We start from the raw sequence: 26351 nt of genomic DNA on the forward strand, positions 1-26351 counted from the left end.
ATATTTATAATTTATAAGGAGGGACACTTATAATGGGGTATAAAAAAGGTGTATCTCTTTCTCAAAATACAGCTGAAGAAATAATTAAAATCATACAACCACAATAATAATTTAGAAAAAAATTTATTGTTAATCCCCAAAATTTTATATTAAATAAGGCGAACCTAAAGGTTCGCCTTATTTATACTTATATATAAATTTTTGATTTATTATTTTAACTTTGATAAATTATACATTACTGTAACAAGCTCAGCTCTTGTTGCTGTATCCTTTGGTGCAAGTTCAGTTGATGATTTTCCTGTAAATATTCCTTTTTCTATACAGAAATTCATAGCTTCTGTTGCCCAATTTGAAACTTCTCCATTATCAGAATAACTATCTATTAATCCTGTACTAAACTCTGTATTTAAACCATTTAATTTAGCATATTGATAAACCATAACTGCAAGCTGTTCTCTTGTTATATTATCATTTGGTGCAAATTCAGAATTGCCAATACCTGATACTATACCATTTGCATTTGCCCATATAACATCATTATAATACCAGTCTGATGATTTAATATCTGTAAATTTATTTTCACCATTGGAAATAGCATTTCCACTTAATCTATGAAGAACCGCAACAACCATAGCTCTTGTAGTTTTTATATCAGGTTCAAATTTTCCATTTATACCTGAAATAATATTGTTTTCAACAGCAAACTTAAGACTTTCATAGAACCAGCTATTTTCTGTAACATCTGCAAAAAGTGCAGGCTCTTTTCCATCTGTTTCTGTATTTTCAGCAAGAGGAACATCTTCTTCATTAATTGTTTCATTAGGTCTTGTTGGTTTTATAGTATAACCGCCGCCTGATGAAGAACTACTTGAAGAATTATCTGATGAAGAATTTTCTTCTGTTTTTCCTTTTTCAAGTTCATATACTGCTACTGTTCCTCCAACTTCACAAGCAGCAATAAGAAGTGCTTCATCTGTTGGACTTTTTGAGGCTTCAATAAATTTAAGACCTTCTGGAGAATCATCTATTGAAACATCTGTTGAAAAATCACGGCTGTTTATATAATTTACATACTTAATATTATTAGTATCTGTAATATCATATATCATAACACCACCAATACGTTCAAGTGTTACAAAAGCATATTGTTTATCATTGACTTTACCTATTGTAACAGTTTCAGCTTCTGGACCTTTTTTTCCAGAACGGTCATCTATTGTAATATCATCATTTGAACAATTAAAATATTCTGGAAGATATTTTGCTGTAACAGCTTCAAAATCATCTCCACTTGTAAATACTTCTTTAATATTGTCATCTTCTACTTTAAACATTGTTACAGAACGTCCACCAAAAATATAATCATTTTCAGAATTTAATCCATCATAATCTTCTGAATTAAAAAATACTACTTTACCTGTAAGACCACTGTTTTCTGCTGTAATTTTTCCTGTTGGAGATGTCTCCCCATCTTTAAAGTTTACTTCTTTTTCATTTATATAATTACCCCACTCACGACTATCACCTTCGTTTGCTGTGATTATATAGTCTGTACCATTTACAGTATAAACTGATATTGCATCAGCCATACGTATACCTCTAAGGCTTTCATATGTTTTTGGATTATATTTTTCATCTTTTTTATCAATATCAACTGATACTTTACTATAATCTTCAAAACCTAATGAGTGTATTCCTGTTACTGCATTTGCATTAATATCTATAACTGAAACAGCATTAGCTTCCTGAAGTGTTACATATGCTTTATCATTTGTACAAGCAATATATTCAGGTTCAAAATCAACTGAAGGATTTGTATTTTTCTTTATAACAATACCTTTATCTACAAGTGATTGTCTTGCTTCTGCTGTATCATATGCTGTAAAATCAACATTTACAGGTGTTTTTGTTTCTACATCTATAATTGTAATTGTTCCTTTTGGGTCTTCAGATGTATAGCCTTCTCTTGGCTCACCTTCATTTGCTGTAAGTATTTTACTTCCATCTGGTGTAAATGTAACCATATCAGGTTGTACTCCAGTTTCAATAGTCTGTATAAATTTAAGAGTACCATCATCATTACATTTGAAAATAGCAACTCTACCATTTGCGTTATATCCTTCAGCCTGTATTGCTACTGCAAGCATTGTGCCATCTGGAGAAACTGCAACTGATGTCATATCTCCATATATAAACTCATCATCTTCAACAAGAGATTTAACATCAATATCATTTCCATCAAGCAAATCTACATTTTCTTTTTCTTCAATTGTTTTTAAAGGAATTGCAACAAGTTCTCCTGTTTGTCCATTTACAGAATATGCCCAACCTGTTTTATAGTTATAGTCAACTATTTCCATAACTCCACCATCAGCATTTGTCATGCCTGAATCATATCTTGCAATCTGAGTTGCTTTAATAGTTGAATTTGAATTATCATATCCTGTTACTTTTTTACCACCATCAGCATTTTTACTTACAGTAAATGAATCTATAAGAACACTATCTGGATTTGTACTATCTCCTTCAAGATTATAAACTTTTACAGATACTGTATCTCCTTCAACATCAAATATTGCATAGCTTGGTTTATACTCCTGATTATATTCCTGATTGCCATATGGAAGATAACCTGATTTTTCATCTTCTGGTGCATTTAAACCTGAAAGATATGCCTGTGAACCTGTTAATCCATTTGCAAGTACAGGATAATCTTCGTTATCAGCTTTATCAACTTTTTCAAAAACATTGTAATACTGCATATCACTACAACAGTTACCTGTAAGATATATTGTACCTTCATTATCATGTAAATGGTCAAGTCTTTCACTTACTCTTTGTTGGTCATAAAGTGCATAACTACGAGCATAAACATGGTCATGTCCTGCAAGTGCAAAGTCAACATCAAATTCATCCATAAGTTTTTCAAGACCTGCATCAACATAATATTCAATGTCAGCATCTGCTACGTGTTTTGCAACACTCTGTGTTGATTTATGATGTGTTACAACAAGCCAGTCATACTGTCCACTATATTCATCAACTGCTGATTGCATTGTCTTTCTAAAGTTCTCAACTATCTCTTTTGCTTCTTCCTCTGTTCCTGGATATGCTCCTGTATTAAGAGTTACAAAAAGCATATTATTATAAAGATAATAATAATTACCTTTTGTTTCCATTATACGGCGTTCTTCATAATCATATTTACCATCTTCATTTGGTACAACACCATTTGTATTTGTTTTATTTGATATTTCATCATCAGTTGCTTGAGTATAATTACCATGACTTAAACTTGTGCCAGAGTTTTGTCCTCTAAATGTTGTATAAACAGGTGTAAGTTCATTTTCCCCTTCACCTATTTCCATTTCATTTGGTAAATTAAAATGGTCATCAAACATATAATGTCTGTCATGGTTTCCCACTGCTGGTGCATACGCTATTGAAGAAAGTTCCTCTGGTGCAAGAAATGCATCATACTCACTTTTTTTGCCCCAACTCTGATTTTCAACTTGGTCACCTGCTGAGACTACAAGTGTAGCATTTTTATCAGCAATTTCTTCCATCATGATTTCCCAACCTGTGCTATTTTTTTCATCATATGAACTCCAGCCACTCTCTGTTTTATCGGCTGCAAAATCATCGCTATCTTTTATCTGTGGGTCACTTGTAAATGCAAAAGTAAATGAATTTTCTTTTGGTGTTGTATATGTATATTCTTTTGACCATACATCTCCATCAACTGTTAACTGATATGTGTAAACTGTGTCAGGAGTAAGATTTGTAAGAGTTCCTTTACATACAACATAACCATCATATTCATTTACATTATTTGTAGGTGTTTGTATCTCTGATACTGAAGCATCAATAATTGTTTCATTATATTTTATTTGAGCTTTTCCTTTTATGTCATCTATTGAACCTTTTGCATACCAAGTAATATTAAGTTCATTTTCTGTTTCTCCCGGTTGTAAACTAATACTTTCTGCCTCAAAACCTTCTGTATAATAGGAAAGTTCTTCTATTTCTTTATTTGTAGATTTTTCTTCTTTATTTTCTACTTTTTCTTCTACAACTCCATTTGCTGTATTTTCTGTTGTATTATGTTCTATTTCTTCTGTTATTTCAAGCTTATTTTCATTTTCAGAAATTATACTTGCTTCTGCAGCCATTGCTGAAGGTACTGATGATAACACAATACTTCCTGTCAAAACCAATGAAGCATATTTTTTTGCAAGTCTGTTTAATTCATATTTTTTCATTAAACATATCCTCTCTTTCATAAATAAAAATACAAAATTCACGTAATTATATTACATATAAAATGTAAAACTAATATAAAATCATCTATAAAAAATGTAAAATTATAATTAATAAAAATTTAACAAACTATATTATGCACAAAAAAGCGATGTGAAAATAAATTCACATCGCTTAAAATAAATTTTTATTAATATTTAATATAATACTGAATATAGATGGAACACCCATATCATAAGCACTTTCAGCACCTTCCCCAATAGTTCCTACAACAGCTGCCACTGGTATATTTTTATTAAAAGGGTTTATTTATTATGAAATTATACTCTTCTAGAATCAAGCTCTTTATTAATTTCTTTCATATATTTATCTGTTAATTTATATTTACTTCTATATACAAAATATGCAATTAACATACTAACAGCAGGAATTATACACATAAGAAGACGTATAAAATTCATTGTAAGCATACTTTGTTCTTGTCCTGGAACATATCCTGTTAAATCAAGAGCAAAACCTATTCCAAGAGCTGTTAATGCTGATGTAAATTTTACTATTAATGTCTGTAATGAGAATACAACGCCTTCGTTTCTTTCGCCTATTTTATATTCACCATAATCTACTACATCTGCAAGAAATACTGTTGCACAACCTAATTCAAGTCCCATACCTATTTTTACAATTACACCTGCAATAGCTGTTAAAATAATATTTTGTGGTGCAAATATACCTACTAATAATAACATACCAAGTCCAAAGAATGGTAATGTACAAGCAAGTAAGAAGGAATTTTTTCTTGAAAGCATAGCTGTTACTTTCGGAAATGCTATAAGTCCAACAACTTCTGCAATAGATGCACTAATCATAAATGCTGAAAGCATACCAGCATTACCACAAACGTATGTAAAATAATATGTTGCTACACCCATAACAAGCTGAATACCTACATTATATAAAAGTATTAATGCAACAGCTGAACGAAGCTGGTCATTTTCACGGATTATACGGAAAATATCTTTAAAAGATATTTTTTTCTTTTCTACATTTGTATTATCATTTGTTCTTGGAAGATTAAATACAGTAACACCTATTGTAAATATGAAAACAATAGCTATAATAATTGCAAATCTATGATATCCTGTCTGACCACCGCCAAGACCATTTATAATTTGCACACCAAAACCAGCTATAATTAATGACTGACCAATGCTGGCAAATATTCTAGGAAGAACAGAAACTTCTTCTCTTTCTTTCGGGTCTGATGTTAAATTAGGAATTATTGACCAATAAGGAATATCCATAATTGTATATGTCATACCCCAAAGTATATATGCAGCAGTAACAAATACACATAATCCAACACCGCTTAAATGAAAATCTGTAAATAATACTGCAAATACAACTGCATTTACTAAAGTTCCTATTACCAACCAAGGTATGAATTTTCCATACTTGCTTCTTGTATTATCAACTATCATACCCATAAATAAATCGTTAAAAGCGTCCCAAAGTTTAGCACAGAAGAACATCATACCTATAAATACAGGTGATACTTTAATAATATCTGTAAAGTATATCATAGAGAATGTTGCTATCATTCCATAAATTAAATCTTTACCTAATGCACCAAATGCAAAAGTATATTTTACTCTGGCAGGAATTTTCCCTTCATATGCAGTACCTTGTGATACAGCATATTTTGCCTTATTGGAAACTGTATTTGGATACACAGCACCCTTTGTGTTTGTAGCTTGACTCATTTTATTTCTCCCCTTTTTTCTTTTTTTCCTTGACTACGTGTATTATTTTAATTTCTTTTACAAAAAAAATAAATTCGTATTTCTCTTTAAAAAATACGAATTTATCCTCAAAATATATTTTTAATATAATTTTATATGTTTTTCACCTGAAATATATATCTTCTGTTCCTCATTTATATATTCTTTTTTCCACAATTTAAAAGATAAATCTGCAATAATATCTGCCTGACCTTTTATATTCTGTGAAATTGTGCCTAATATATAGCCTTTTTCTATATTATCAATAACTTCATTGTCTCCATTTACACCTAATATTGCAGGAAAATCCTTAATACCCATTTCTTTCATGGCATCTAAAACACCAAGTGCCATATCATCATTGTTACATACAACAGCTTCACTATTTTGTATTTTATTAATATCAACCTTAGAAAATTCCTCTTTTGCTACATCTCTTTTCCAATCAGCTGAAACTAATGATATTTGTTCCGTTGTAAAATTATTGTCGATTTTTTTTAACATGGCATCTGTTCTTCTTACAGAGTCGCTATGACCTTCTTCTCCTTCCACCAATATATATTGAAGTATACCATCTTTGTTTTTGTCTATTTCACTATTGTTTTTTAAAAATGCTTCGGTTAAAATTTCACCTTGCATTTTTCCTAATTCTATGCCATCAGTACCCACATAATAAACATCATTCCAAAGACTAATATCTTCATCAGAAGGTTCTCTGTTGAAAAATATAACAGGTATTCTCTCTTCTTTTCCTCTATTTATAACTTTTGAAGCATTCCAAGTATCTATAATATTGACAGCTATAACATCACATTTTTGTTCCATAAAATATTCTATATGGCGATTTTGCTCATATTTGTCACCTTTTGCATCTTCAACATCTAAAAGAAGCCTAACATTATTATCATTTGCCACTTTTTTCAGAGAATTTTCAATCTCTGTTGATAATGTATTAATAAAAGTATCATCTTTATTATACAATGAAATACCTATTTTAAATTCATTATCATTTTTTTCTAATTTTACAGGACGTGATTTTTGTGCTATGTTAAAGGCTAAATTATAACCTTCTGCAAAAAGGTCTTTTGAATTTATATTACAATCATTACTTGTAATTAATGCTGAAATATTTTGACTATTTTCAATATCAAGTCTTTTATTAAGTTCTTCTTCATTTTCTTCAAAAAAGAAATTAACTTGAAAATCTAAATCACTGCTACAAGTTTTTATACCTTCTATCCAATCTTGTTGAGTATCTTTATAATCATTAGGCAATACAACAGAAATTACTTTAACAAGATTTTGTTGTTGTTTCCACAAATATCCCCCTGTCAGAATAAGTATTATCACTATTATTATAAGAAGAATTTTTTGTTCTTTTCCAGTATTCATTCAAATCCTCCACTTTAGGAATACATATACTAACTTTTGTACCCTCGTCTATTTCACTTGTTATTGTAATGCCATATTCTTTTCCAAAACAGTGTTTTAAACGTTCATCTACATTTCTTACACCAATTCCAGAACCTCTGCGACTTGAAACAACTTTATTGTTCATAATATGTTCAATCTGTTCTTCTGTCATTCCTTCTCCATTATCAATAACGTCTATATATATTTTATCATTCTTTTCATAAGCAGAAATTATTATTTCTCCATCGCCATACATACCTTCCATACCATGATATACTGCGTTTTCTGCCAAAGGTTGTATAATAAGTTTAGGACACATATATTTTTTTATGTTCTCGTCACTCTCTATTTCAAATGAGAATTTGTCTTCAAATCTAATGCCTTGAATTTCCATATAGCTTTCTACATGGATAAGTTCCTTACCTATTGTAATAAAATCTTCACCTTTATTTAATGATGTACGGAAAAATAAAGCTAGTGATGATACCATTTTTGAAGCACCATCATATCTTTTACTTTCAATCATCCATATTATAGAGTCTAAAGTATTATATAAAAAATGTGGATTAATTTGTGATTGTAATAATTTCATTTTCATATCCCAATACTCTTGCTCTTTTTGTACAGCTTTAATCATAAGCTGTTTTATTCTTTTACGCATTTTATTAAAACTTTCTGACAAACATCTAACTTCATATGTTCCTTCAATTTTAATTTCATTATCAAAATCTTTATCATCAAACTGTTCAACTGTTTCGCTTAATTTTTCAATAGGTGAAGTAATTTTATGAACAATATATCTGTTTATCAGTAATGCTACTATTACCAGACCTGTTAATAAACTCCAAATAAGTAGTGTTATAGGATATTCGTCATACATTATATCATCAATAGATGAAACTGATATTATTTTCCAACCTACATAACCTATTGTACGTTGACGAACTAAATATTTTTTATTATTAAATATTTCCTCGTAAGTTCCATCTTCTTTAATAGGCTTTATGCCTATATTTTCTTCATAAATATTATGACTTATTTGAATATTTTTAGGGTGATATAATAATTCACCTTCCTGTGTTTTTATGTATGAATAGCCATAGGACTCATTTTCAAAAACTTGAAAAACTTGTTCAATACGTTCATATGGCAACGTTACTACAAGAATTGCAGATTTTATAGCACCATTAACATTTATTTCAACAAAGCGATAAACTAATATATCATCATACTGTAAATCTTTTTCAAACCAAGTTTTACCAATATCCAATCTACTATTATAAAGAAGTTTTTCTTTTTTTGCACTTGTAAGATTTAAAAGTTTTTCGCCTTGATTTTCATATATAATTTGACCTTCTTCATTACAAAGAACCAAGCTGTCTATTAATTCATCATTTTCATCACAAACAAAATCCATTAATTTATAAAACTCATCACTTTGTAAAGTTTCCTTTTTTATGATTTTATAATATACTGTATCAAAAAAATCAACTACCTCTTTGCATTCCCTCTCCATACTTTCTGCTAAAACTTCTGTTTGTTGCTCTTTTTTCTCATTAATAAAATCTTCCAATATATTTTTCATATAATTTGTAAATATTATGGCAAGTATCAAAAATAAAATGATAACTACACCAGATAATGCTGATAATATTACAAACTGTATACTTTTATTATGATATTTTTCTTTCAACTTTCTTAGCATATTTAATTACCTTTCTTGCCTACGGAAATTAGCCGGAGAAACATCCATATACTTTTTAAATACATAACTAAAATAATTAGACTCCGGATAACCTACCATTTCACTTATAACTTTTGTTTTATAATCTGTTGTCTTTAAGAGTGTAACGGCTTCATCAATTCTACGTTTTGTAAGATAAGTAATAAAATTAATACCATGTACTTTTTTGAAAATATTTGAGAAATGAGAATGGCTTATATGTAAATAATCACATAATGTTTCTACGGACAATGTTGAGTCACTAAAGTTTTCATCAATGTATTTTTTAGCCTTTTGTGCTAATATAACATTGTTGTCTATACGTTTTTGATTTATTGCATATCCTAAATTTACAGCATAATTACATAACCACTTTTTAAGCTGGTCACCTGTATGCTGTGATAAAACTGATGTCATAATATATCGTGTATCGAAAAAACTTTCATCTTCTAAATCAAACTGATTTGCAATTTTAGATAATGAAAAACTTAATTCCAATATATATGTTTGGTATTCTTCAAAATTCTTTTTGCATCTTTCAAGTTCTTGGAAAATATTATTAATAGTTGTATTTATTTTGTTTTCATCAGCCATTTTAACAGAAAGTTCTAAAACTTCTGTGTATTGTTCATCAAAATAAGTTTGATTATATATATATTTAAGCAAATGGCTTCAAAAAGAAGAATCAGAACTTAATATTGTTGCTACATACAATCTTATTTTCAACGCATCTTTACTAGTAGATGAAGGTTTAGGTTATGCTCTATGTTTTGATAAAATAATAAATACTAATGGAAGTAATCTATGTTTTCGTCCGCTTTCACCTCAACTTAATATATATGGATATATAATTTGGAAAAAATATCAAGTTTTTTCAAAAGCAGCAAAAATTTTTTTAAATGAAATTCAAAATTATATAAATAAATTATAATACATAATTAATTAGGGGCTTCCTGAAAAGTCAGAATAGTTTTATCATTTGAACAAAATAGAAATAGAAGCAATATAAGTAAATGTAAAAAAAGAAGACACAAGCTTATCGTAACATGTAGCTATGTGTCTTAATTGTTTAAATTTAAGAAAAAAGCATTCAATTAAGTGGTGTTCTTTATAGAGTACATAATCACATTTCCAAGGATTACTACTATTAATATATTGAATGCAAAGGCAGAATTTTTAGTAAGTTCTGCCTTTTAAAATTAAATATATTTTCTTTTACTATCATTTTTATAGTTTATTTTGATATGTTGCATCATCAACAGGCTCTAACCACTCATTTGATATATCTTCTCCAGGGACTTCTATTGCAATATGTGAAAACCAATTATTTGATGTTGCACCATGCCAATGTTTTACTCCAACAGGAATATTTATAACATCTCCTACATTCAATTTCTGTATTTCTTTTCCCCATTCTTGATAATATCCCTGTCCACTAACACAAATAAGTATTTGTCCTCCACCACTTTTTGCATTATGAATATGCCAATTATTGCGACAACCCGGTTCAAATGTTACATTATAAACTCCTATTTGTTCTGTGGAAAGTGGTGCTAAATAACTTTGTCCTATAAAATATTTAGCAAATGCATCATTTGGTTGACCAATAGGAAAAATCATACTGTTTGCGTGTATAGTTTTTTCATCAATTTCTTCATATTCTTTCCATATCTCTTTTGCCATATTAAATGCTGCCCATGCTTTTGACCAACCAGCATAAAAAGCTGCATGAGTTAAAATTTCAGCAATTTCTGTTTTTGTGATACCATTATTCTTTGCACTTATAAGATGATACTGAAAAGAGGAATCTGTCAATCCTTGTGCCATAAGTGCAGTAACGGTTATAATTGAACGGTCACGCAATGATAACTTATCATCTCTACTCCAAACCTGTCCAAATAAAATATCATCATTTAATTCTGCAAATTTAGGTGCAAAATTTCCTAATATATCTCTACCTGCTGTTTGTTTAATTGCCATAAAATCACCTTTCTTACATACTCTCTTTTAATATTTCAACAATTTCATCTTTAGTCAATACTTTATAACCACCATTAAGAATAAATGAACCTTTAGCAATACACTCAATCATATCATCTGTTACACCTAAATCACTAATATTCATTACAAGACCTATTTCTTTCATCCATTTTTCCATACAATTAAGTCCTTCAGCAGCAATTTGTTCATCGCTCTTTCCATTTGGTGATACATTCCATACATTTATTGCAAATCGTTTAAATTTCTGTAATCCATAAGGACATATTTTTCTATAATATGCCATAGATATTGCAGAAAGTGTCATACCATGAGTTGCATCTGTATATGCTCCTATTGACTGACCAATCATATGCACCATCCAATCTGTTGATTTACCTTTTGCAATAAGTGTATTAAGTGCCCAAGTCGCAATCCACATAATATTGCTACGTGCTTCATAATTTTCCGGTTCTTTTATAGCAATTCTACTACTATTAATTAATGATTTCATTAACCCTTCTGAAATATAATCAGATGTATTATCATCATCACCGGAAAAATATTGTTCTGTTATATGGTTCATAATGTCATAAATACCGGAAACCATCTGATATTTTGGAAGAGTATATGTAAACTTAGGATTTAATATAGAAAATTTGGGAAATACATTTTCTCCAAATACATGACCAATTTTTAATTTTTGACTATGATTTGTAATAACAGCTCCACCATTCATTTCTGAACCTGTTCCAACCATAGTTAAAATACAACCAACAGGAATAATTTTGTTATCTACATCTTCCATACGTAAATAATATTTATCCCATGGGTCTTCATCGCACCATGTTGATACAGATACTGCTTTTGCATAATCACAAACAGAACCACCACCAACAGCAAGCAAAAGGTCTACTTTATTTTCTTTTGCAATTTTACAACCTTCATATAGCTTTTCTACTGTTGGATTTGGCATTACGCCGCCATCTTCAATTATTGTTTTTCCGCATTGTTTAAGTATATTTATAATTTCATCATATAAACCACTTTTTTTAATAGAACCTCCACCGTATATAAGTTGTACATTGTTACCATATGATTTCAATTCATCTATTAAAAAATTTAAAGAATTTTCACCAAAATATAATTTTGTGGGATTTGAATAACAAAAATTTCCTAACATTATTTATTACCTCCTATTTTTTAATTTGTTTAATTATTTTATCTGGTACATCATTTGTGACAATAGCACCATCACCAATAGTAATACCTCTCAACTGACAAAAAAACTCTCTAATCTCTTGTGTGTATAATTAGCAATAACCTATTTTCCAGTATTTACATCATTAAACCCATTAAAACAGAAACTACTTGATTTATACTTTATTAAACTTGTTTACCCATTTCATATGCTCTAGATAACTTTGGATTGTTTGTAATTGAACCTGCTAAATCAACACCACCTACAAATAGACTTCCTTTTAAAGTGGCTTTTGGGAAACACTCTATCCAGCCTTTTAAACCATTTTCTGCATTTTTAGAAACATAACTATCATATTCAGCAGCAGTAGTAAGAATATAAACATCTCTAAAACTATAATCTGAACCATATAATGGATTAGCTCTATCCAATAATGTTTTCATCTGTCCACTCATTTCATAATAATAAATAGGTGTAGCAAAAACAATAACATCAGCTTTTCTCATTTTTTGTACAACAGTATCGGCATAATCATGTATTACACAACGATGGCTATTTAAACATTTTAAACAACCAGTACAAAAATCAATGCTTTTACCAATAATATTTATTTTCTCTACAAAATGACCAGCTTCATTAGCTCCAGATAAAAACGCTTCTGCTAAAGCATCAGAATTGCTGTTTTTTCTTAAACTTGTGGATATTATTAAAATATTTTTACCCATAAATAATACCTCCTACTATTAAATAATTATATTTTTTATTATTTATTATGATTATATCAATATGAATTTTATATAACAAATACTTATATTGAATATATAATTATGCTTTTAAAGTATATATAAAACTAATTTAGTTTTATTATAATCTTTAATATATGCAATTGATATATTAAATTATTTTGGATTATTCTTAAATTTTATTTTTAACTAATTGATTTTCAATTATATTATTATAATACATGGATTTTCACTCCCTATATAATTGTATCAATGTTAAAATTTAATTTTTGAAAAAATTGTTATAAAATGAATTTATTAAATTTTGACATATATTTTAAGATACAAATAAATATCCACCAGCCTAGCCGGTGGTTTTATTGATAAACAAAAAAACGGTCAGTACAAATCTGACCGTTGCATGCAAAAAATATAGTTAACTTTAAAATCAGTTACAAAAACCCACTTAGTTTTCCCACCTAAAACATTGTACTATAACATATCAGCAGATCTCCTTGATTAGAATATTCTACTTTCTTAATCTTCCCAATTTCTCAATGACAAATGAAAATTTCGTTATCTATACAATGACGAATGTTGCTTTGTTCCATAAATTCCCTATTAGTCCTTATTAAAAGACACTGATATATTTTAAAATCTAGTTGTATTATAAAGTAATATATAATTTTTTCAATTATTCATATTGAAATATTATTTATTATAATGCAGGGTCAACAGCATTATTTTTTGCAAAAGCCGCAGCTCTATCAATACAAGTTCCACATTTGCCACAGGGTTTATCATTTCCCTCATAACAAGACCATGTAAGATGATAAGGAACTCCCAACTCCAATCCAATTTTAACAATATCTGCTTTATTTTTATTTACAAAAGGTGCTTCTATATGTAATTGTTTACCAGAACCTTCCCAAATAGCATCATTCATAGCTTTATTAAATACAGGGGAACAATCAGGATAAGCACTTCCAGCAGCATCATCAGAATGTACACCGTAATAAATAACGCTACATTCCTTACTTAATGCAATGCTGGCAGCAGCAGATAAAAATAAACCATTACGGAATGGTACATATGTACTTACAGGAGTTTTACCCTCTGTTTTTTTAATCTGTTCCGAATAACTTTCTTCTGGAATTTCTTCTGTTGATTGCTGTAATAAGGAGCAATTACTATATTCAAATATTTTTGCTAAGTCCAAAAATAACTGTTCAACACCATAATATTTTGCAACTTCATTAGCAGCAATTAATTCTTTATTATGTTTTTGTCCATAAGAAACAGAAAGTGAAATAACATTTTCTTTACCATATTTATTAACAGCCATTCCTAGTGCTGTTGTAGAATCAATACCACCACTTGATAATACTAATACTTTCATTAAAAATTCACCTTACCTTAAATATATTTGTAATGTAGCATCTTCCAAGAATTTTCCACGTCTTTCAACAGTAACTGTTTTAGTATTTGTTTTTTGTATTCCTCTTGCAGTCACACAACTATGATAACCTTCTAAAATTACAGCAATATCTTCACTTCCTGTAATTTCTGAAATTATATCAGCAATATCACAGCCTATACGCTCTTGTAACTGTAAACGACGCCCAACCATATCACAAATACGTGCAATTTTTGATAAACCTATAACTTTTCCTTTTGGAATATATGCAACAGTCGCTTTCATATCATACATCAATGCTAAATGATGCTCACAATATGAGAAAAAATCAATATCTTTCATAACTACTACATTGTTACTAGAAACACGTTCTTCATCAAATACTTTTCCAAACATTTCTGCAATATCATGATTAGTATATTGCATTCCTGCAAATATTTCTGTATACATTTTAGCTACACGCTTAGGTGTATCAATTAAACCTTCACGGTCAGGATTATCACCTAAAGCAACTAATATACCATGTATATGTTCTTCAATAGCTTTTTCATCAATCATGTTATTATACTCCTTTCAAATTAGGGTCCCAAATAACTTTATGCATTTGTATCTGTAATTTAATATCATTCAAATTATTTTCAATCATATAACTTACCATATCTGCTGGTTCAATCTTGCCAAATACAGGGCTAATATATACGGCACATATTTTCGTTAAATTATATTTTTCAATAATATATTTTGCTTTCTTTAAATCATCAATACTACTACAAACAAATTTAACTGTATCTGTATTTTTCAAAAAGCAAAAGTTTTCTAAACACATATCATTTTCACAACCGCTTTCAGGTAATTTATAATCCATAGTAAAACTTGGTCTGTAATCATCATTACAAAAAGGTTCTATTGACACACTTCCATTAGTTTCTATTTCAACTCTTATTTCCGGATACTGTGATAATGCTTTTAAAAGACTACCTATTTCCGGTTGTAATAAAGGCTCTCCACCTGTTAAGGTTACATTTTTTACATTAGTAGAAATAATATAAGACAAAATTTCTTCAACAGTGAGTTCTTCAAAATCACAATCTGTTTCATTTGCCCATTTTGTATCACAATAACAACAATGTAAATTACATCCTTTAAATCTTATAAATACAGCTAATTCCCCTGCACGTCTACTTTCTCCATTTATACTTACAAATTTTTCGACTACTTTCATAAATTATTACTCCTCATAAATAGCACAATTATTAGGTGTTTCATATACTTCAACACGACATACAGTATATTTTTCTTTTTTCAATTTTTCATAAATAAAGCGTGCAAAATTTTCTGCTGTTGGTCTAAATGGTACAGTAATTAAACGGAAATTTTCAGATTGTAACGCTATTACTGTTTCAGATTTTAATGAATTTTCTTCATAAATAAAAGTATGGTCAAAATAATCGCAAATATTTTTTAATGCTTTTTTTAAATCGCTAAAATCAATAATCATACCTTTTGTTTGTTGTTCAGTAGAAAGTTTTTCTGCACTAATGCAAACAACTACACGCCAGCGATGTCCATGTATATTACTGCATTTTCCATTATAGTCTTTAAGAAAATGTGCTGCATCAAAACTTTGTTCTGTCTGTAACATATACATAATTTATATTCCCTCTCTTTAAAAATAAACAAATAAAAAAACACACTCTAAAGGTACCGAGTGTGCTTTCATCTTTCATATTTAAAATAAAATAATCCATAAAATATAAAAAGCCCTAGTTTTGTTTTACGACAGGATGGTTTCGAACTGTCAATTTTATAAATATATATTATTATATAATATGACTATCATTATACATATTTATTTATTAAAATGCAATAAAATTTTTAAAAGATGAACCTAAGTCAATATATTCTTGATAACAAAAGTTATGTTCTTGACCACTATCTTTCAATGTTTTTTCGCTTGATAAAACAAATAGATTTTACATATTTACAATAAAAAATCCATTGTCTATTCAAAAAATCTGTTGAGAATTCTTTGAACTTAGCAGAAAAAACTTAAAATTTATTATCAAGAAACTGAAACAAATGAAAATCTTTTAATATTATCTGTGGCAGACTCTATTATTGAACAATCACTTTCTGATTTTACAACTGAAATTTACTATCATTGTTGTAAGGAAGTTGATGTAATAGAGTTTCAAGAAAAAGAAAATAAACTTATAAACCTTGTCGGTAAAGAAAAATTTTAAGCATTTCAGTTGATGCTTACTCAATATTTTATTGCAAATTAATTTACTCAATTCTTTTTACAAGTTGTTATAAAAGAATTAAGTTTGGTTCTTACCGCTCGTGATATTAAAACTGACAACAAAATATTCAGGCTGTTTTGAAAAATATAAAATTGCTTTAAATAAAAATTATTCTATTTATATATCATAACCACTAGTGAACTAGTGGTTTGCTCAGGCCCTATAATATAATGGTCAGTACTTGCCAATCCCTAAGGATGTTCTGAAAGTTTGTTATCACATCAATACTATAGGCATACACTTTAAATGGCTATATTTTTTCTCCTTATTTTTATCTATTACCCATAAACAGGTCTATGTATTCTTTTAATGTTATTTGGTCTTTTGTATAATCTTCTTCTAACTGATTTTTTATATACTCTTTTATCTTTTTTTATTTTTTCATACTATATCTATATAATATCCTCTACTCCAAAAAATTCTGTTTCCGTATTTATATTTTAAATTTTAATGCCTATCAAATATCATTAGTGCACTCTTACTTTTGAGAGTTCCTATAAATTGGGTTACACTCATATATAGTGGAATACTTACTAGCGTATGTATATGATCTTGACACTCTTCAGCTTATATTATTTCAACTTTTAATTCACTACATATTTTTCTGAATATTTGCCCTATATCTTTTCTTAATATTTTATATATAACTTTTCTTCTGTACTTTGGTGCAAAGACTATGTGATAATCACAACGATAACTTGAATGTGCTGTTTGTTTTATTTCATTTTTCATATAGTTTAAAACCTACATGATACTTTTTTAATGCGGTTGCCAAACCATCTTAATCCTATCATGGAGATTTTTTAAAAAGATATTTTATTTCCTCTGGTAGAACCATGAACTTATTTACGCTAAAGCACCAATAAAAAGACAGTATGTTTTTAAATTCATACTGTCTTAAAATTTAATTTTACTTCATTTTTTATATTATATATAAACAAATTTATATTGATTTAAATATTTAAAGTAGCACCATTTCTTGCGGTATTAACTTGTTTTGAATATCTTTTAAGTAATCCAAATTCTTTTTCTCTTACAGGAGGATGCCAATTTTTTCTTCTTTCTTCTAAAATCTCATCAGAAACCTCTAAATTGATTGCATTATCAGCAAGATTAATATAAATTTTATCACCGTTTTCCACAAGAGCAATTGGTCCACCTTCTTCGGCTTCAGGACAAAGATATCCAATACTTAAACCTCCAGAAGCTCCAGAAAATCTACCATCTGTTATAACAGCTGTTCTAGGAATACCTTTTATAATTTCTGTTATTCGGTGAAGTTCTTTCATTCCGGGACCACCTTTAGGTCCTTCATAACGTACAATTACAGCGTCTCCTTCTTTTATTTCCTTTTCCCTAAATGCTGCATAGCACTCATCTTCACTATTAAATACTTTAGCAGTTCCATAAAATACCCTTACTTCTTCAGGTACTGCTGAAGTTTTTACTAATGCACCATTAGGAGCAAGGTTGCCATATAAAACCTGAATTCCATCTGCTTTAGCAATAGGATTTTTGATAATCCTTATTATATCACGATTTCCATCAACCGCTTTTTCTAAATTCTCTCTCAATGTATTTCCTGTCACTGTAATACAATCTAAATTCAAAACAGACTTTAACTCTTTAAGTACAGATGGAATTCCACCAGCATAATGCAAATCTACTACTGTTTTATTACCATTTGGAACAATATCAGTCAATACTGGTGTGGTAGAAGTTATTTTTGAAATATCGTCCCAATCAAGTTTTAAACCAAGTTCAGCAGCTAAAGCTGGAAGATGTATTAAAGCATTAAGGGAGCCTCCAATAGCAGATAAAAGTCTAACTGTGTTTTCAAAAGCCTCTTTTGTCATAATTTGAGAAGGTAAAATTTGCTTTTTATAAAGTTCCATTACCATTCTTCCGGATTCTCTAGCACTAAAACGTCTCATACTTGTACTAGCAGGAATAAGACTTCCTCCTGGAAGCATCATTCCAAGAGACTCACAAAGAGCGCCCATTGTATTTGCAGTTCCTAAGAATGGACAAACACCAGGACCTGTATAATACTTTAATGTTCCTTCAATAACATCTCTTTCTGTTACTTCTCCACGAATAAAACGTTGTCTAAGTTCTTTTGATTCATTTGGTTTGATGACAGCAAAACAAGGTCCAGCTGTGACAATAATAGATGGCAAATTAATTCTTGCTGCCGCATTTAACATTGCAGGAACAATTTTATCACAAGATGCCATAAATACTACTGCATCAAAAACTCCTTCTCCAATAACCATTGCTTCAATAGAATCTGTTACTATTTCTCTATGTGGTAAACAATATCTCATACCAGAATGGCCCTGTGCAATACCATCACACATAGCTATTGTATTAAATTCTATGGGCTCTCCGCCAGCCTCTAAAATTCCCTTTTTAACTTCTTGTGCTAATTGTTTTAATGGTTCATGTCCAGGACAAATCTCATTCCAACTATTTGCAATAGCAACAAGAGGTTTATAATCAAGAGCATCTATATCAATTCCGGCTGAAGCTAAATGTGCTTTTGATATAGCCCTTTGAAATGGTTCAAGTTTATCTATTGCTCGTATCATTTTAATATTTCACTCCTCTAAATTTATAAAGCAACTTATATATTACGTTTTTTCTGATACTTTACAACGCCTACCCAAATTATTGCAAACACAATTAAAAGAACAGGAACCCAAATTATTGGATTATTAATAAAAGCTTCATATACTAGGAAACTTACAGCAAGGCTTGTAGCCGCAAATGATGTAATTAATCCACCACCAAAGTCAAGACCTACACTTGTTGCAATTTGAGTTAAAACAGGAGATGTTATTGTTCCACAATATAAAAGTGCTGCTGTTGTTACAAGACCAATTATAATATTTTTGAAAAGATTTCCTCTTGTCATAGCGACTACCATAGCAACACGGAATGTTACAACTGCAAGGTCCGCAAAAGGAAGAACTCTGTTCCCTGGAAGAATAGCCGCCATTATAACTGTAAGAGGTATAACAATTAAAGATGTAGTTATAACATCTGGGTTACCAACAACAACTGCTGCATCAAGACCGATAAGGAATTTTCTATTTTTAAATTTTTCTTGACAGAATTTTTTAGCAGATTCAGAAATAGGCATTAAACCTTCCATAAAAAGTGCTGTCATTTTAGGTATTAAAATCATAACAGCTGCCATATTAACACCAAGACTTAAAATATTAGCCACAGAATATTTTGCAAGAATACCAACAATCATACCAAGTATAAGTCCCATCATAGATGGTTCACCAAAAATTCCAAGATATTTTTTTGCATCTTTTATTTCAAAATCAAGTTTATTAATTCCAGGAATTTTATCAATAATCCAGTTTAATGGATATGCAATAATAACTGATGCCAGTGCAGACATTGTTGGCAGAGAAACTCCAGGTATACCGAAATAATCTTCAACTAATGGTGCTGTCCAGTCAGAAAGTTTAAATGTAATAATAGCCATCAAAACAGTTGCAAATATTCCAAGAAGTACAGATTTTGTTACAAAATAAACCATTATACCAACAATGGCCATATGATGATAATTCCAAATGTCAACATCTAAAGTTTCAGTTGCATTTAAAACTAACATTATAATATTAGTTGCAAGAATTGCGAAAATTAAAATTGCAATTATAGGAGAAGACCATGTTACAGCTGCAATAGAACCCCAACCTACATCCACAATATCAAGATTAATACCAAAATTCTCAACCATAGCCTTTGCAGCTGGTCCAATATTATCTTTCATTAAATTTATAACAAGGTTAATTCCTGCAAATCCAATACCAATTGTTAAACCTGACCTAAAAGCTTTTGATAATTTAATACCAAAAATAAGCCCAATAATAGTTATTATAATTGGCAGCATAACAACTGCACCTGCATCTAAAATGGTATTAAAAATACTATATATAACTTGCATATTATCCCCCTACTTATTTTATTTACATTCATATTTAAATTTTTATTTTAAATAAGATAAAATTTCATTTAAAGTTGCTTCTTCATTTATACCAGTAAGAAGAGACATAGCTCCAACTGTAGGACATTTTACACTTCCTCCTGTAAATTTACCTGTTGTTACAAGAAGGTCATAATCATCAGCTTTTGCTTCTACCTCTAAAAGTTTACACTGTGTGACAGTTACAGAAATTCCTGCTTCTTCACATTTTTCTCTAATTTTTGTTGCTACAACAGTTGAAGTTGCAATACCATTTCCACAAGCTACTAAAATTCTTTTCATAAAAATTCTCCCTCTCTTTTAAATATTTTATTTAATTTAATATTCTACTTTTAATTAAATTTTCAATATCTTCTACATTTTCTGATTTTAAAATTGCTCTAAGTTCATCTTGATTTTGTATTAAATTAACAATTTTATTTAAAATATCAATATGACCATGAGCCTCTGTCAATGCAAGCATAATGACTAAATTAATTTCTACTGTATTATCAGGTTCATCCATTATATTAAATAATACAGGACTTTTAAGAACACCAACACATATTGCTGCTTCATTCACATTTTGAATATCTGCATGAGGTATTGCAATATTTATACCCTTACAATCTAATCCAGTAGGATAAATTTTTTCTCTTTTAAGTATCGCCTCTTTATATGTATCTTTTACAATTCCCATGGATTGTAAATGTTCACACATTTGAGACAAAACTTCTGTGTTTGTCATTTCACCGCTAAAATACTTGATAAGAGACTTATCAAATCTTATTGCACTCATAATATTTTTTTCTCCTCTAACTCCATTAATTTTTGTTCCATTGCATTAATTGATGATATAATACCATTTTCATTCTGGTTAATTATGTCTTCTTTATTAAAAATACCAGAAGCAATTCCTGCAAAAGACGCACCTGCTTTGAAATACTCTTCTACATTTGAAGTATTTACTCCCCCTACTACCATAAGAGGCAATTTTCCTAAAGGCGCTTGAATATCGCTTAAATATTTTGCTCCTAATGTTGCTGCTGGAAATACCTTAACAATATCCGCCCCATCATCAAAACTTTTTTTAATCTCTGATGGTGAAAATGCACCTGGAACAGAAATTACTCCATTATTTTTGCATAAATCTAATATTTTTTTATCAAAAATAGTTGGAGATAATAAAAAGGCTGCACCTGCTTTAATACACTGTTGTGCTTCTTCATATGTTAAAACAGTACCTGCACCAACCTTAATATGATTACCAAATTCTTGGTTAATCTTTTGGATTGATTTAATAGCGTCTGGTGTATTCATTGTGATTTCAACAGCGCCAAGTTTTGTTCCAACAAGATTTTTTACAACTGTGTAAATTTGTTCATAGGTGTAGCCTCTTAAAATAACTGTTACCTTTGGAAATAAATTTAACATATCTTTTTCACTCCTTTCTGCTATTATATAGGAGCAAGATACGTGCCAAAATTTTGACTGATTATGTATTTTTATGTCAAAATACTTAATATTTCTTCTTTAGTTTTAGCTTTTCTTATCTGATTAACCAAGGAATCATCTGATATTATCTGATATAATTGCTCAAAATATTTTTTTGAATTTTCTGTTAAACCAAGTGTAAAAATTATATCTACCATTGTAATTCCGTCCCAAGAAATAGGTTTGTCTAATTTTGTAACACAAATGACTGGTTTTGTGACCAATTCTGTTCCTCCGTGAGGTATTGCTATTCCATTGTTTAATGCTGTTGTCATCATTCCCTCTCTTTTATATACACTTAATAAAAATTCTTCTTTAACATATCCTTTTTCAATCATTAATTGAACTGAATTATCAATTACTTCATCTTTGAATATATTATCTTTAGTTATAAATATTGTATCTATATTTATAACATCTGAAAGTATATTATTTTCTTTCAACTCATTCTTTTTTAAAATCTGACGTAATTTTTTGAGTCCATAGGATTTATAAATTTCTTCTGAGGATATAAAAGGATATTTTTCATATTCTGGATTTATTGTTCCTACAACAGCTAATATTTCATATTTTTCTTCAACTTTTTTAAAAATTTTTGCTATATCACTATTTTCAATATAACCATGTTCTAAAATGCTAATTCCATTTATAGAACTTGAAATATGTTTTGAAATATATTGACTTAAAATTTTTGCAGCACCTTCTCCAGTAACGCATAAACATAATATAGCTTTTTTTCTTTTTATATTTTTATCTGACGAAAATATATTTTTCCCTGTTTCTTCCATAATAGAATGAACTATTTCATCCAAACTTTCTTCTGTCCACATTGTTTTTCTAACCGCTTCTATAACCATCATAGTATCCGTTCTTGAAACAGTTTTACATGGAGCATTTATAGCTTTTTCAACTTCTTCTCCTATTTGCAAGAGAGAACCCATATCTGCCATAAGTAAAATGCCTTTTCCCTCATTAATTTCAACAGCTTTTTCAATAACTCGCTTTTTCATTTGCTCTGGTGTTTCCCATAAATTCAGATTTAAACCTACCGCATGGTCAACTCCCATAATTGTATTTGCAACATTAGCCATACCCTCTGCTACTTGTCCATGAGAGATAACAAGTACACCAATTTTGGTTTCTTTCTTTTGTTTTTGAAAGTATTTAATATACATTGCAATAAAACCAATTTCTTCTTCTGGTAGTAATGTATAATGGTATTTTTCAATATTTTTAACTGCTTCTTGTGCTATATTATACTCTATTGTATTTATTTGCTTTGCTATAACTAAATCTGTTGATAAAATACTTTTATGATTTCTAATACGCTCTAATGCCGTTTTGATATGAATAGATAATGGAAATAATATGCCTTCTTCTAAATCTGGTAATTTTGATTTGCAATACTCATAAATTTCTTTTGTAATATTAAAAGCTTCTTCTCCAACAATTTTTATTACCTCTGACATACTAACAAATTTTGTTGCTGCCTCTTTAAGATTTTTTCTAAAACTAGTTTCAATTTCTTGGGATAAATCATATACAATTTTTTCCTGGCTTAAACCTTCTTCTTTCATCTCAATATATTTCTTCTCTATTTTGTCATATATATCCCAATCTTGAAAAACTTTCTTTTTATAGTAAGAGTTTTTATCAGGAAAAACATATAAATCCCCTGATATAGTTTTATCAATTTCCTCTATCTGTTTTTTATTCTTATTTATATTATTAGGTAACTCTGTTAAACTATTTAATGTTACAATAATATCATCTTTACCTAACAAACGATTTTCTAAAAAAGCTTTGGCACAACAAACTTGTATATATGATTTTAATTGTCCAACATTTCCTATCCATTCTTCTATAAGTAATTTTTTTAAAACATCTTCTCTTATACAAATTTTCTTTTTAAGTCTTATTGACTCCCAATTAAAAAACATAGAAATCAGTTGTAATTTTTCTGAAATTGTTCTATCTTTCAACGCTGGAATTTCAATAGTCATAGGTATACGTCGACGAAAAGTTAAAAGAAGTGAATTTTGAGGGTCTTCTGTTGTAGCTGCAATTACCATCAAATGACTTTTTCTTTCTGTGTCTACTTCTCCAAGTCGTCTAAATTTGCCTTTATCCATTAAATAAAAAAGAATTTCCTGTCCTTCAGGCGGAAGACGATGTACTTCATCTAAGAATAATATTCCACCATCACACATTTCTACTACACCTTTTTTACTATCTGTTGCGCCAGTAAATGCACCCTTATTGTATCCAAATAATTGTGCAAGAAGTAATTGCGGATTGTCTGCATAATCTGCACAGTTAAACTCAAAATATGGAGTATTTTCTCCAAAAATGTCTATTGTACAAGCATATTTATGCATAAGTTCCGCAAGATAACTTTTACCTACACCAGAAGGCCCATAAATCAAACAATGTAAACCCTTTGGAGGATACTGAATTGCAGCCTGTGCAATTTTAATTTGTGTTTTTAAACTTCCGTCACTACCAATAAACTCTTTAAAAATATTATTATTTTCTTCTTCATTCATAATTATTTTTTCACTGCTATTTTCTTTAACAAAATATTGCTCAACCTCATCTCTTAATTTTGCAACAGCATATTTAGCAATATTATATCCTTTATCATTTAAACATTTAGCAAGTGCTCTATTTGAAATATCTGGATTTTCTTTAAAAATATTTTCAATATCTGCTAATATAACAGGTTTTCTACGATTTCTTGAATCTGGTATATTTAATTTTTTTCTTAAATTAGTAACCTCTTCACGATTTATACCAAGTTTCTCGGATAATCTTTCATCTGTATAGGGCTGTTTTTTATTTTCATTCATTATTAAAGTTCTTAAAAGCTCTTCCAAAATAAACTTCTCCTTTATTAATAAATTTTTAGTATGATTAAGATTTTACAATTTCTATATTATTATATCTACTAATTTATAAAAACATATTTTAATATAAAATCTTAAAAGTTTTTATTTTCTATTATATAAATCTTATTATATAAAATACAATATAATTTTAAGTGTATCATCATAAGATAAAATTTAGTTACTCATACCCCCGTTACGAGTATATAAAAATCACTCATATTAAGTTTTTATTTTATAAAATAAAATCTAATCACTTATTGTGATTATAATTGTTTTTTATCATAATTTAGGAAATTTTATAAAAAATGGTTAAAATAAATTTGTTAAATTTTGACATATATTTTAAGGTACAATAATAATCCACTCGCATAGCGGGTAGTTTTTCTTTTTCGGGCATAACCCTTGTGCGCACGTGCGCTTTTAATTGGCCTGCCCAGAAGCGACTGTTTACTTGTTACCCGTAAACGGGGGCTCTCGAATCGTAAATACTTAGTTGATACATTTCCCTATCTTATTTTTTCTGATTTGCTGTATAGCTTCTAATTGCTTCAATGTTTTTCACGACTGTACCCACATAGTATCCTTTGCACCAAAATTCTCGATTTCGATATGCAAACTTTATATTTTCATATCTCTGAAATATCATAAGGCTACTTTTTCTTTTTAAGCACCCCATAAATCCATAAATACTCATCTTTGGTGGAATACTTAAAAGTAAATGAATATAATCTAGACATATTTCTCCTTCTATGATCTCCACTCCTTTCCACTTACACAGGGTCCTTATGATTTCTCGAATATCTTCTCTCTTTTCTTACTAAAATACTTTTCTACGATATTTGCAATTTCATTTTGTATGTACTAAACTTTTTACATCAATATTTTGTTCTTTCATTTTACTGTCTTCCTAATGTATTTTTTTACACAACTGGCAGGTCACACTTTTATTATACACATTAGGAGTTATTTTTTAGAATACACTGCTAAAGCTTTACGGAACCACGTGACTATAGTGTGGTTTTCTTTATACAAAAATGCAGTAAGATTTTAAAATCATACTGCATTAAAATAGTATACTCTATTAGATTTTATTTCTCTTTACTATTATCCATATAAAAAATGGATAGATTTTTGCCATGTTTCCTTATTATTTCCATAGATAGACACATCAACTCATATATATCAAAGGATGC

The 26351-nt window shown here is 29.1% G+C and carries 21 protein-coding genes and 1 pseudogene; 1 reads left to right on the top strand and 21 read right to left on the bottom strand.

All coding sequences use genetic code 11. The features are described from left to right. Positions 1-209: 209 nt before the first annotated feature. The 13 genes from B5E58_RS11520 to queD all read right to left on the bottom strand — a co-directional run bounded on the left by B5E58_RS11520 (position 210) and on the right by queD (position 16139). Complete coding sequence (locus tag B5E58_RS11520; protein WP_088109810.1) at positions 210-4262, bottom strand: choice-of-anchor I family protein; 4053 nt, start codon at positions 4260-4262, stop codon at positions 210-212. Positions 4263-4434: 172 nt separating this feature from the next. Beyond that, a complete protein-coding gene (locus B5E58_RS13910) occupies positions 4435-4542 on the bottom strand; it encodes a glycerate kinase (protein WP_162607358.1) in 108 nt (35 codons plus the stop codon). Between the two features lie 38 nt (positions 4543-4580). Further along, complete coding sequence (melB, locus tag B5E58_RS11525; protein ID WP_088109811.1) at positions 4581-6020, bottom strand: melibiose:sodium transporter MelB; 1440 nt, start codon at positions 6018-6020, stop codon at positions 4581-4583. A 120-nt stretch (positions 6021-6140) separates the two neighbouring features. Continuing rightward, a complete protein-coding gene (locus B5E58_RS11530) occupies positions 6141-7430 on the bottom strand; it encodes a substrate-binding domain-containing protein (protein WP_088109812.1) in 1290 nt (429 codons plus the stop codon). After that, complete coding sequence (locus B5E58_RS11535; RefSeq protein WP_088109813.1) at positions 7330-9156, bottom strand: sensor histidine kinase; 1827 nt, start codon at positions 9154-9156, stop codon at positions 7330-7332. Before B5E58_RS11535 ends, B5E58_RS11530 begins: the two co-directional genes overlap by 101 nt. 6 nt (positions 9157-9162) lie before the next feature. Then, the gene (locus B5E58_RS13960) at positions 9163-9840 is read right to left on the bottom strand and encodes a helix-turn-helix domain-containing protein (protein WP_088109814.1); all 678 of its coding nucleotides are present in this window, start codon (positions 9838-9840) and stop codon (positions 9163-9165) included. A 561-nt stretch (positions 9841-10401) separates the two neighbouring features. Then, on the bottom strand, positions 10402-11154 hold the full coding sequence (locus B5E58_RS11555) for a carboxymuconolactone decarboxylase family protein (protein ID WP_088109815.1): 753 nt from the start codon (positions 11152-11154) through the stop codon (positions 10402-10404). 13 nt (positions 11155-11167) lie between these two features. Next, positions 11168-12334 carry an iron-containing alcohol dehydrogenase gene (locus tag B5E58_RS11560; RefSeq protein ID WP_088109816.1) on the bottom strand — a complete coding sequence of 389 codons (1167 nt, stop codon included), beginning with the start codon at positions 12332-12334 and terminating at the stop codon, positions 11168-11170. 203 nt (positions 12335-12537) lie between these two features. Continuing rightward, a complete protein-coding gene (locus tag B5E58_RS11565) occupies positions 12538-13077 on the bottom strand; it encodes a flavodoxin family protein (RefSeq protein ID WP_088109817.1) in 540 nt (179 codons plus the stop codon). 715 nt (positions 13078-13792) lie between these two features. Beyond that, positions 13793-14473: a 7-cyano-7-deazaguanine synthase QueC gene (queC, locus tag B5E58_RS11570; protein ID WP_088109818.1), complete on the bottom strand. Its 681-nt coding sequence runs from the start codon at positions 14471-14473 to the stop codon at positions 13793-13795. 12 nt (positions 14474-14485) lie between these two features. Next, positions 14486-15049 carry a GTP cyclohydrolase I FolE gene (gene folE / locus B5E58_RS11575; RefSeq protein ID WP_088109819.1) on the bottom strand — a complete coding sequence of 188 codons (564 nt, stop codon included), beginning with the start codon at positions 15047-15049 and terminating at the stop codon, positions 14486-14488. A gap of 4 nt (positions 15050-15053) precedes the next feature. After that, a complete protein-coding gene (gene queE, locus B5E58_RS11580) occupies positions 15054-15713 on the bottom strand; it encodes a putative 7-carboxy-7-deazaguanine synthase QueE (RefSeq protein ID WP_088109820.1) in 660 nt (219 codons plus the stop codon). 6 nt (positions 15714-15719) lie between these two features. Further along, positions 15720-16139 carry a 6-carboxytetrahydropterin synthase QueD gene (gene queD, locus B5E58_RS11585; RefSeq protein WP_088109821.1) on the bottom strand — a complete coding sequence of 140 codons (420 nt, stop codon included), beginning with the start codon at positions 16137-16139 and terminating at the stop codon, positions 15720-15722. 454 nt (positions 16140-16593) lie between these two features. Here queD and B5E58_RS13510 point away from each other — a divergent pair, with 454 nt between their 5' ends. Further along, positions 16594-16734 carry a hypothetical protein gene (locus B5E58_RS13510; protein ID WP_158097746.1) on the top strand — a complete coding sequence of 47 codons (141 nt, stop codon included), beginning with the start codon at positions 16594-16596 and terminating at the stop codon, positions 16732-16734. Positions 16735-17065: 331 nt separating this feature from the next. On the opposite strand, the pseudogene tnpA (B5E58_RS11590) reads toward B5E58_RS13510, so the two are convergent. The 8 genes and pseudogenes from tnpA (B5E58_RS11590) to tnpA (B5E58_RS11625) form a co-directional block, all read right to left on the bottom strand. Beyond that, positions 17066-17526: pseudogene (gene tnpA / locus B5E58_RS11590) on the bottom strand (IS200/IS605 family transposase). A 221-nt stretch (positions 17527-17747) separates the two neighbouring features. Next, complete coding sequence (gene ilvD, locus B5E58_RS11595) at positions 17748-19385, bottom strand: dihydroxy-acid dehydratase (RefSeq protein ID WP_088109822.1); 1638 nt, start codon at positions 19383-19385, stop codon at positions 17748-17750. A gap of 35 nt (positions 19386-19420) precedes the next feature. Then, entirely contained in the window at positions 19421-20758 is a 1338-nt protein-coding gene (locus B5E58_RS11600) for a PTS galactitol transporter subunit IIC (RefSeq protein WP_088109823.1), read from the bottom strand. Between the two features lie 42 nt (positions 20759-20800). After that, a complete protein-coding gene (locus B5E58_RS11605; protein ID WP_088109824.1) occupies positions 20801-21079 on the bottom strand; it encodes a PTS sugar transporter subunit IIB in 279 nt (92 codons plus the stop codon). A 31-nt stretch (positions 21080-21110) separates the two neighbouring features. After that, on the bottom strand, positions 21111-21575 hold the full coding sequence (locus tag B5E58_RS11610) for a PTS sugar transporter subunit IIA (protein ID WP_088109825.1): 465 nt from the start codon (positions 21573-21575) through the stop codon (positions 21111-21113). Then, the gene (locus B5E58_RS11615; RefSeq protein WP_088109826.1) at positions 21572-22210 is read right to left on the bottom strand and encodes a bifunctional 4-hydroxy-2-oxoglutarate aldolase/2-dehydro-3-deoxy-phosphogluconate aldolase; all 639 of its coding nucleotides are present in this window, start codon (positions 22208-22210) and stop codon (positions 21572-21574) included. Before B5E58_RS11615 ends, B5E58_RS11610 begins: the two co-directional genes overlap by 4 nt. A gap of 71 nt (positions 22211-22281) precedes the next feature. Continuing rightward, positions 22282-25146, bottom strand: a complete 2865-nt coding sequence (locus B5E58_RS11620; protein ID WP_088109827.1) for a sigma 54-interacting transcriptional regulator — start codon at positions 25144-25146, stop codon at positions 22282-22284. Between the two features lie 523 nt (positions 25147-25669). Further along, positions 25670-25918, bottom strand: a complete 249-nt coding sequence (gene tnpA, locus B5E58_RS11625; protein ID WP_443080076.1) for an IS200/IS605 family transposase — start codon at positions 25916-25918, stop codon at positions 25670-25672. Positions 25919-26351 lie beyond the last annotated feature (433 nt).

Origin of the sequence: Tyzzerella sp. An114 (assembly GCF_002161055.1) — a bacterium.
GTDB classification, from domain to species: Bacteria; Bacillota; Clostridia; order Lachnospirales; family Anaerotignaceae; genus Fimicola; species Fimicola cottocaccae.

Bases quoted from the DNA above. Each gene is read 5' to 3' on its own strand.
- B5E58_RS11520 (WP_088109810.1), bottom strand. From the start codon at position 4,262: ATGAAAAAATATGAATTAAACAGACTTGCAAAAAAATATGCTTCATTG.
- melB (WP_088109811.1), bottom strand. From the start codon at position 6,020: ATGAGTCAAGCTACAAACACAAAGGGTGCTGTGTATCCAAATACAGTT.
- B5E58_RS11530 (WP_088109812.1), bottom strand. From the start codon at position 7,430: ATGAATACTGGAAAAGAACAAAAAATTCTTCTTATAATAATAGTGATA.
- B5E58_RS11535 (WP_088109813.1), bottom strand. From the start codon at position 9,156: ATGCTAAGAAAGTTGAAAGAAAAATATCATAATAAAAGTATACAGTTT.
- B5E58_RS11555 (WP_088109815.1), bottom strand. From the start codon at position 11,154: ATGGCAATTAAACAAACAGCAGGTAGAGATATATTAGGAAATTTTGCA.
- B5E58_RS11560 (WP_088109816.1), bottom strand. From the start codon at position 12,334: ATGTTAGGAAATTTTTGTTATTCAAATCCCACAAAATTATATTTTGGT.
- B5E58_RS11565 (WP_088109817.1), bottom strand. From the start codon at position 13,077: ATGGGTAAAAATATTTTAATAATATCCACAAGTTTAAGAAAAAACAGC.
- queC (WP_088109818.1), bottom strand. From the start codon at position 14,473: ATGAAAGTATTAGTATTATCAAGTGGTGGTATTGATTCTACAACAGCA.
- folE (WP_088109819.1), bottom strand. From the start codon at position 15,049: ATGATTGATGAAAAAGCTATTGAAGAACATATACATGGTATATTAGTT.
- queE (WP_088109820.1), bottom strand. From the start codon at position 15,713: ATGAAAGTAGTCGAAAAATTTGTAAGTATAAATGGAGAAAGTAGACGT.
- queD (WP_088109821.1), bottom strand. From the start codon at position 16,139: ATGTATATGTTACAGACAGAACAAAGTTTTGATGCAGCACATTTTCTT.
- ilvD (WP_088109822.1), bottom strand. From the start codon at position 19,385: ATGATACGAGCAATAGATAAACTTGAACCATTTCAAAGGGCTATATCA.
- B5E58_RS11600 (WP_088109823.1), bottom strand. From the start codon at position 20,758: ATGCAAGTTATATATAGTATTTTTAATACCATTTTAGATGCAGGTGCA.
- B5E58_RS11605 (WP_088109824.1), bottom strand. From the start codon at position 21,079: ATGAAAAGAATTTTAGTAGCTTGTGGAAATGGTATTGCAACTTCAACT.
- B5E58_RS11610 (WP_088109825.1), bottom strand. From the start codon at position 21,575: ATGAGTGCAATAAGATTTGATAAGTCTCTTATCAAGTATTTTAGCGGT.
- B5E58_RS11615 (WP_088109826.1), bottom strand. From the start codon at position 22,210: ATGTTAAATTTATTTCCAAAGGTAACAGTTATTTTAAGAGGCTACACC.